The organism is Halomonas halodenitrificans DSM 735, assembly GCF_000620045.1.
Taxonomy (GTDB): Bacteria; Pseudomonadota; Gammaproteobacteria; order Pseudomonadales; family Halomonadaceae; genus Halomonas; species Halomonas halodenitrificans.
In genome coordinates this window covers 37,065-44,104 of the sequence record NZ_JHVH01000028.1, presented here as the reverse complement: position 1 = coordinate 44,104, position 7,040 = coordinate 37,065, and the positions used below count along the sequence as shown (strand labels likewise).

Below are 7,040 nucleotides of genomic sequence, written 5' to 3'. Positions count from 1 at the left end.
CGGCGGAAGTTTTCGATGGCATCATAGTCGCTCATGCCTAGACACAGCAGACCCAGGTAGCTCTTGACCACGTCGCTGGTGCGCATACCCAGCGTGGTGGGGAAGCGGCCGTCGATGCTGTCGACGCCGGCGATCTCGATGCACTGCCCGATGATCGACAGCCCGGAATGGCTGGTGAGGGTGCGGCGACTGGCGCGGAACTTTATGTTGGGCATGGCACTGTCTGGGTGAATGGCGATAATGGCTATATTGCCATGCAGGTCAGTGGGTTAGAAGTGCTTCCGGGGGCCGGTCTCACGGATTCAGGTGATAATGAACCTGGTTCAGCTGGAGACGGTCATCGCCTCCAAGGCGGTGCGCGTGGTGCTGGCGGCCCAGGGGCGGCCGGTGATGGACTTCGGGCTGCGCCGCATGCACGGCATCGATGCCACCGTGCGCGGGGTACGCGCCTATCGCACCGCGGGCCTGGCCGGCACCAGCAATGTACTCGGCGGATTGCGCCACGGCATGCCACTCTCCGGCACCATGGCCCATAGCTATATCCTGGCCCACGATGACGAAGCGGCCGCCTTTGCCGCCTTCGCTCGCCATTATCCGGACACGACCCTGCTGGTCGATACTCACGACACCCTGGAAGGGGTGCGCAAGGTGGTCGAGCTGATGCGCGCCGAACCGAGCCTGCGAGTGGGCGCCGTACGCCTCGACTCCGGCGACCTTGGCCAGCTGGCTCGGGAGGCACGGGCCCTGCTCGATGCCGCGGGCCACCCCGAAGTGAAGATTGTCGCCAGCAGCGGTCTGGACGAGTGGCGGATTGCCGCTCTGGTCGAGGCCCGTGCCCCCATCGATGCCTTCGGGGTGGGCACCGAAATGGGCGTTTCCTCCGACGCCCCGGTCATCGACCTCTCCTACAAGCTGGTGGAGTACGCCGGGACACCACGACTCAAGCATTCGCCGGGCAAGACCAACCTGCCCAGTCGCAAGCAGCTCTATCGACGCCACGACGCCGAGGGCCGCTACATCGGCGATACCATCGCGCTGCGCGACGAGCCCGGCATCGAAGGCGAAGCCCTGCTGCGCCCCATGGTGCGCGGCGGTCAGCTGGTCCAGGAGGAAATGGCCCTGGCCGTGGGGGCTCGCGAGCGAGTCATCGACAGCCTGTCCCGCCTTCCCGATGCGCTGAAGCGTCTGGAGGCGGGCCACGGCGACTATCCGGTTGACCTCTCCCCGGCCCTGGAGCGCCTGCGCTCGACCCCCCGAAACGCCATCTGACAACGCCACCGGCAATATGACATCTTGGCGTCATGGGGAACTTCGGGACCCGCAGCGGCTTCTTACACCATGGGTCCTGCGGACCCTCCCTGTTCTCATGATGGAGAGTTGTCATGCCCAAGAGAGCCATGCGGTGGGCACGATCCAGCGGCATGATGGCCGCTCTCGCTCCCTGGCTATTCGCCTGCCTCCCGTTGGTATCCCTGGCCGATGCGCCGGCGACTCCGGCCTCCGGTGATTCCAGCATCGAGGACCGAGGCGCCGCCACCTCGGCTGCCCCACACCCCTTCACCGCGCACTACCGGCTCAAGGTCGAGGGGTGGCCCGCCGCCTATATCGAGCATCGGCTCAGTCGGGACGGTGACTACTGGGAAAGCCTGATGGAAACCGATATCCGTGTCGCCCGGGGTAGTGAACGCAGCCGCTTTCTGCTGCAGAACGAGGGGGTACAGTCGCTGTTCTATGCCAGCGGCTACTCGCTGATGGGCATTGGCGATAGTTATCGGCTCGACGCCGAACCTCTCGAGGCGCTGCCTGACCGCCAGACGGCGCTCTTCTCCTTTTCCCGGCGCATCATCAATGGCGACTGCACCAGCGACACCTGCGATATTCATTACCTGGACCACAAGGGCCGCGAAGAGCTCCTCAGGGCCCGGGTCCAGGGGAATTCACGCGTCACCCTGCCCGCCGGCACCTTCCCGGCGCTTACGGCAGAAGCCTGGGAAGCCGACAAACCGGACCGCCGGCTGTTGTTCCGCTTCCACCCCGAGGTCCCGGGCCTGTTGCTCTCGGTCGACTATCAGCGTGACGGCAAGCGCCACAGCCATTTAGTGCTCAGCGAACTGACCGTCCAGGAGTAGCCTCGCCACTTGGGAACGCCCCGGCCGGCTGCTAGAGTAACCGCTTTTTGCCGTGTCGCTCCCCGGCGGCCACAGAGAAGGGAACCTCCATGCTGAGTGGCCTGCTGATCGTATTGCTGCCCCTGGTGCTGGGTTATCTGGTACCGGTACGTCATGCTGCCGTGCTGACGGCGATCAATCGGGGAGTCAATGCCTCGGTCTACGTGATCCTGCTGCTGATGGGATTCAGCCTGGCCGGCCTCGACAACCTCGCCGGACAGCTGTCGCGCATGGGCGGTCAGGCACTCATGCTGTTCGTGGTGACCTCGGCCTGTAACCTCGCCGGACTCTGGTGGCTATCTCGTCGCCTGGGGCTCACCGCCGATCCCGCTCGCGTGGTACCCGGCGCTCCCACCAGCAAGCTCGCCGCCATGGCCGGCTCGCTGGCACTGGTCGGCGTGGTCGTGCTTGGCGTCGCGCTGGGGCTGGCCGCCGGCCAGCTGGCGGCCACCTCCCTCCATGCCGGGGCCGAGACCCTGGCCGAATGGGTGCTCTATATCCTGCTGGCGCTGATCGGCTGCCAGCTACGCAACTCCGGCATGCCGCTGCGCCAGATTCTGCTCAACCATCACGGCCTGGCCATCGCCCTCACCCTGGCGGCCACCTCACTGGTCGGTGGCCTGATCGCCGCCCCGTTACTCGAACTGCGCTGGAACGAGGGGCTGGCCATGGCCGCCGGCTTCGGCTGGTACTCGCTTTCGGGCATCCTGGTAGGCGACACCTTGGGGCCGGCGCTGGGCGGCGTGGCCTTTTTCAACGACCTCACCCGCGAGCTGGTCGCCTTCGTGCTGATCCCCCTGGTGATCCGCCGGCATGCGGCGCTGGCCATCGGCTACGGCGGGGCCACCTCCATGGACTTCACCCTGCCGGTGATCCAGCAGCATGGCGGGATCGCCTGCGTGCCGGTAGCCGTGGTCTCGGGCTTTCTGCTCTCACTACTGTCGCCACCGCTGATTCTCTTCCTGCTGACACTATGAGTCGCGTCTTGCACACCACTTGCACATTGGGTGTCAATTGACGCCATCTCCCGAGCCCATACTGTCGACTCATACTGACCGTGGCGAGACGACCATGCGCCTGACCCTGCCTCGCCCCGCCATCTCGCGGCTGGGCATCAAGCTGTTTGCGGTAATTCTGGTGGTGAATGTCGCCATCTCCGGCCTGGTGTTCCTGGCGGTATCGAGAAGCCTCGATCAGGGCTTCATCGACTACCTCGACAAGACCCAGACTCAGCGTGCCGAGACCCTCGTCGAGGGCCTCGCCGATGAGTGGTCGCGACGCGGCGACTGGCAGTGGCTGCGCGCCTCGCCCCGTGCCTAGCACCGCCTGGTCCGCCAACAGCTGTGGCCCGGCGCCGGCCCGGCGCCGATCAGCATCGAACACCAGCTCGGCGACCCTCGGGACTTCGTGCTTCACGATGCCGAGGGACTCCCCGTCATCGGCCTGCCACCGGACGATGACGAGGAGGCCGCCACGCTTCGCTGGCTACCCATCGAGCATCAGGGCCAGCGCGTCGGCACCCTCGGCTACCGCCCGCCGGAGCAGCTGATGGCACGCATGGAGCACGTCTTCCTGACTCGGCAGCAGCGCAACCTGAGCATCATCATCGGTGCCCTGGGCCTGGCCTCCCTGCTGCTGGCCGGCGGCCTCTCCTGGTGGCTGGGGCGGCGCACCCGCGGCATGGCCCTGGCCACCCTGCGCCTCACCGAAGGCGACTACGGGACTCGCCTGCCGGAGCGCGGCCGGGATGAACTGTCGCGACTCTCCCGCGACTTCAACGTGCTCGCCGCCACCCTGGAAGCCAGCCGCGAGGCCCGCAGCCGCTGGGTCTCGGATATTGCACACGAGCTGCGCACCCCGCTGGCGGTGCTGCGCGGCGAAATCGAGGCGATGCATGACGGCATTCGCCCTCTGGATCACGAGAGCCTGGACTCGCTCTCCCAGGAGGTGAAGCAGCTCGAGCGGCTGGTGGCCGATCTGCGGCTGCTTTCCCAGAGCGACGCCGGGGCCCTGGAGGTCCAGCTGGCGCCCCTGAATGTTGCCGATAGCCTGCGTCAGCGCCTCGACGGGGCCAGCGGCTGGCTGGAAGATAGCGACCTCTCCCTGGAGTGCCGCATTCCCGACGCGGCCTGGATTCGTGGTGACGCCAGCCGCCTGAGGCAGCTATGGAGCATCCTGCTGGACAATACCTGCGCCTATACTCACCCCCCTGGCCGGCTGCGCGTCGACCTGGAGAACGCTGCCGACGGCATCCGGATTCGGTGGGATGACTCCGCGCCGGGCGTCCCGCCCTCCCAGCTGGCACGGCTCACCGAGCGGCTCTATCGGGTCGAGGGGTCACGCAACCGGGCCAGCGGTGGCAGCGGCCTGGGACTCTCCATCGCCACCGCTCTGGTCAAGGCTCACGGCGGCGACATGACCGCTGCCGCTTCACCACTGGGTGGGTTACGCTGGACGCTACGCTTCCCGCCCTTCGATGACGCCATGCTCAAGGAGGAGACCGAATGACACAGGCCGAACATCCCCCACGGATCCTGATCGTCGAGGATGAACCCAAGATCGCCCGGCTGGTGGCCGACTACCTGGCCGGCAGCGGCTTCGAGCCCCATCACCTGGATCACGGGGACAGCGTGCTGCCATGGCTGGAAGAGACGCGTCGGGCCGATGAGGGGCCCGCCCTGGTGCTGCTCGATCTCATGCTGCCCGGCACCGATGGCCTGACCCTGTGCCGCGAGATACGCCAGCGGTGGCCGGCCCTGCCGGTGATCATGCTGACCGCACGCGTCGAGGAGGTGGATCGCCTGCTGGGGCTCGAGTTGGGCGCCGACGATTATATCTGCAAACCGTTCAGCCCCCGGGAGGTGGTCGCCAGGGTCAAGGCGGTGCTGCGTCGCAGCCAGCTGGCCCGGGAGCCCGACGCTATCGGCAGTGACCTGGTGCTCGATGAGGAGGGCTGGCGAGCCCTGGCCGATGGCCATGATCTCGCGCTTACCGCCGTGGAGTTCAAGCTGCTCAAGGTGATGATGCATGCCCCGGGGCGGATCTTTTCCCGGGAACAGTTGATGGACCATATGTACCGTGATCATCGCATCGTCTCCGAGCGCACCGTCGACAGCCACGTCAAGAAACTGCGCCGAAAAATCGCCGAGACATGGCCGGAGAGGGAAGTGATTCGCTCCGTCTACGGAGTCGGCTACAAGTACCAGCCTGAGGAGTGACCTGCACCACCTTTGCACCTTCGCTGCATGGCCCTTGCACACGGCCGGCACATAATAGTAGCTGTCAACCCGAGATAAACAGGAGCTTTCTCATGCAGACCCGCCTCTCTCGCAAGATCCTCGCCCCCGCCCTGCTCGCCATGGCCATCGCCCCGCTGGCACTCCAGGCCACTGCTGCGCCCGGTGATGGCGAGCGTGCCGAGAATCGTCAGCAATGGCAGGAGGCCCGCGCCGAACGCCACGCCGAGAAGCGTGCGGCGCTTTACGAGCGCGCCGGTCTCGACGCCGAGACGCGCGAGGCCCTGGACAATGCCTACCGCAAGCATGGCGAAGCCATGATGGAGTTGCGCGACGAACATCGCGAGCGCGTCGATGAACTGCTCAGCGATGACCAGCAGGCCGCCCTCGACGAGGCCCGCCGCGAGATGCACGAGACGTATCGCACCGAAAAGCATCAACGGCATGCCGGTGCCCTGCAGAAACGCATGATCGAGATGGTCGACGGCTGGGATCTCTCCGATGAGGACCGTGAGGCTCTGGGCGACCTCCGCCGGGAGCACTACGCCGATATGGCCGAACTTCGCGATCGCGACTTCGACTCCCGTGAAGAGCGCCGCGAGGCTCATCAGGCCCTGCGCGACGAGCATCAGGAAGCGCTGGGCGAGCTGCTGAGCGAAGAGCAGATCGAGGAAATGCAACAGGTCGCCCGTCAGGCCTTCGACAGAGACAGGGGCAACGGCCCCCGCTCTGGCAACGCCAAGGACTGATACGCCAGGCTGATTCAGCCGCTGTAGCGAAAGAGGCCGGGGACTCCCGGCCTCCTTGCGTTGTACCATGGATACCGATCCACATGCACAAGGGCTCGGACACAACCATGAAGACTGATCGCAACCATCAGGGGCTGGCCTTCAAGGTGGCGCTGACCGGAAGCATTCTCGCCATCCTGGCGGCACTCTCCATAGCCGGGTCTGGCCCGGCCTATCGCCTGGACCTGCTGACGCTGGGAAATGCCTTCACCCTGCTCCGCTATGGCGTCTTCGTCGCCCTCGGCGCCGCCGGGCTGGGCCTGGTGGCCCTGATGATTGCCGCCGTCACTCGCCGCCCCCTGCCTGCCCTGCTCGGCAGCCTGGCGATACTGGCCGGCGGCGCCCTGGCCGCCGGACCCTGGCTGCAGCTTCAGCAGGCCCAGGAGGTCCCGCCCATCCATGACATCACCACCGACATGCAGAGTCCGCCCGCCTTCGAGGTCCTGGCCGATGCCCGCAGGGCCGCACCCAACGCGCTGGACTACCCCGGCGAGGCAACCGCTCAACAGCAGCGAGAGGCCTATCCGGCGATCCAGCCACTGGTGGTCGATACGCCTCTCGAGACGGTGCGAGGCGCCGCAGAGGCCGTGGCAAAGGACGCCGGCTGGAAGATCGCCGCACTCGATGACACCCGTATCGAGGCGACCGCCACCACCCGCTGGTTCGGCTTCAAGGATGATGTGGTGATCCGCCTGACCGACGCGGATGGCGGTACACGCGTCGATATGCGCTCCGCCTCTCGGCTGGGCGCCAGCGATGTCGGCACCAACGCGGCGCGCATCCAGGGCTTTATGGAAGATCTGGTACGACACCTGGAGTCAGCTGGCTAACCGGCGTTGGCTCGCCCC

6 protein-coding genes and 2 pseudogenes are annotated in these 7,040 nt (G+C 66.3%); 7 read left to right on the top strand and 1 reads right to left on the bottom strand.

Going from position 1 to position 7,040, the window contains the following annotated elements; all coding sequences use genetic code 11:
- A pseudogene (locus tag Q358_RS0112605) lies at positions 1-215 on the bottom strand (IS1380 family transposase); the annotation flags it as partial.
- A 97-nt stretch (positions 216-312) separates the two neighbouring features.
- Between Q358_RS0112605 and Q358_RS17440 the strand changes: the two are divergent.
- The 7 genes and pseudogenes from Q358_RS17440 to Q358_RS0112570 all read left to right on the top strand — a co-directional run bounded on the left by Q358_RS17440 (position 313) and on the right by Q358_RS0112570 (position 7,022).
- Positions 313-1,269, top strand: coding sequence for a nicotinate phosphoribosyltransferase (locus Q358_RS17440; protein ID WP_051530371.1), 957 nt, complete (start codon positions 313-315; stop codon positions 1,267-1,269).
- A gap of 113 nt (positions 1,270-1,382) precedes the next feature.
- Positions 1,383-2,129: a hypothetical protein gene (locus tag Q358_RS0112595; RefSeq protein WP_156940918.1), complete on the top strand. Its 747-nt coding sequence runs from the start codon at positions 1,383-1,385 to the stop codon at positions 2,127-2,129.
- Between the two features lie 89 nt (positions 2,130-2,218).
- Positions 2,219-3,145, top strand: a complete 927-nt coding sequence (locus tag Q358_RS0112590; RefSeq protein ID WP_027962333.1) for a LysO family transporter — start codon at positions 2,219-2,221, stop codon at positions 3,143-3,145.
- A gap of 94 nt (positions 3,146-3,239) precedes the next feature.
- Positions 3,240-4,676, top strand: a pseudogene (locus Q358_RS17435) (ATP-binding protein).
- Positions 4,673-5,386: a response regulator gene (locus Q358_RS0112580; RefSeq protein WP_027962332.1), complete on the top strand. Its 714-nt coding sequence runs from the start codon at positions 4,673-4,675 to the stop codon at positions 5,384-5,386. The pseudogene Q358_RS17435 and the gene Q358_RS0112580 overlap by 4 nt, the downstream one beginning before the upstream one ends.
- A gap of 92 nt (positions 5,387-5,478) precedes the next feature.
- Positions 5,479-6,153 (top strand): hypothetical protein, encoded by a 675-nt coding sequence (locus Q358_RS17985; protein ID WP_051530370.1) that lies wholly within the window; start codon positions 5,479-5,481, stop codon positions 6,151-6,153.
- 107 nt (positions 6,154-6,260) lie between these two features.
- A complete protein-coding gene (locus Q358_RS0112570; protein ID WP_027962331.1) occupies positions 6,261-7,022 on the top strand; it encodes a DUF1499 domain-containing protein in 762 nt (253 codons plus the stop codon).
- Positions 7,023-7,040: the final 18 nt, after the last annotated feature.

Coding starts and splice junctions, on each gene's coding strand:
- Q358_RS17440 (WP_051530371.1), top strand. CDS start 313: ATGAACCTGGTTCAGCTGGAGACGGTCATCGCCTCCAAGGCGGTGCGC.
- Q358_RS0112580 (WP_027962332.1), top strand. CDS start 4,673: ATGACACAGGCCGAACATCCCCCACGGATCCTGATCGTCGAGGATGAA.
- Q358_RS17985 (WP_051530370.1), top strand. CDS start 5,479: ATGCAGACCCGCCTCTCTCGCAAGATCCTCGCCCCCGCCCTGCTCGCC.
- Q358_RS0112590 (WP_027962333.1), top strand. CDS start 2,219: ATGCTGAGTGGCCTGCTGATCGTATTGCTGCCCCTGGTGCTGGGTTAT.
- Q358_RS0112570 (WP_027962331.1), top strand. CDS start 6,261: ATGAAGACTGATCGCAACCATCAGGGGCTGGCCTTCAAGGTGGCGCTG.
- Q358_RS0112595 (WP_156940918.1), top strand. CDS start 1,383: ATGCCCAAGAGAGCCATGCGGTGGGCACGATCCAGCGGCATGATGGCC.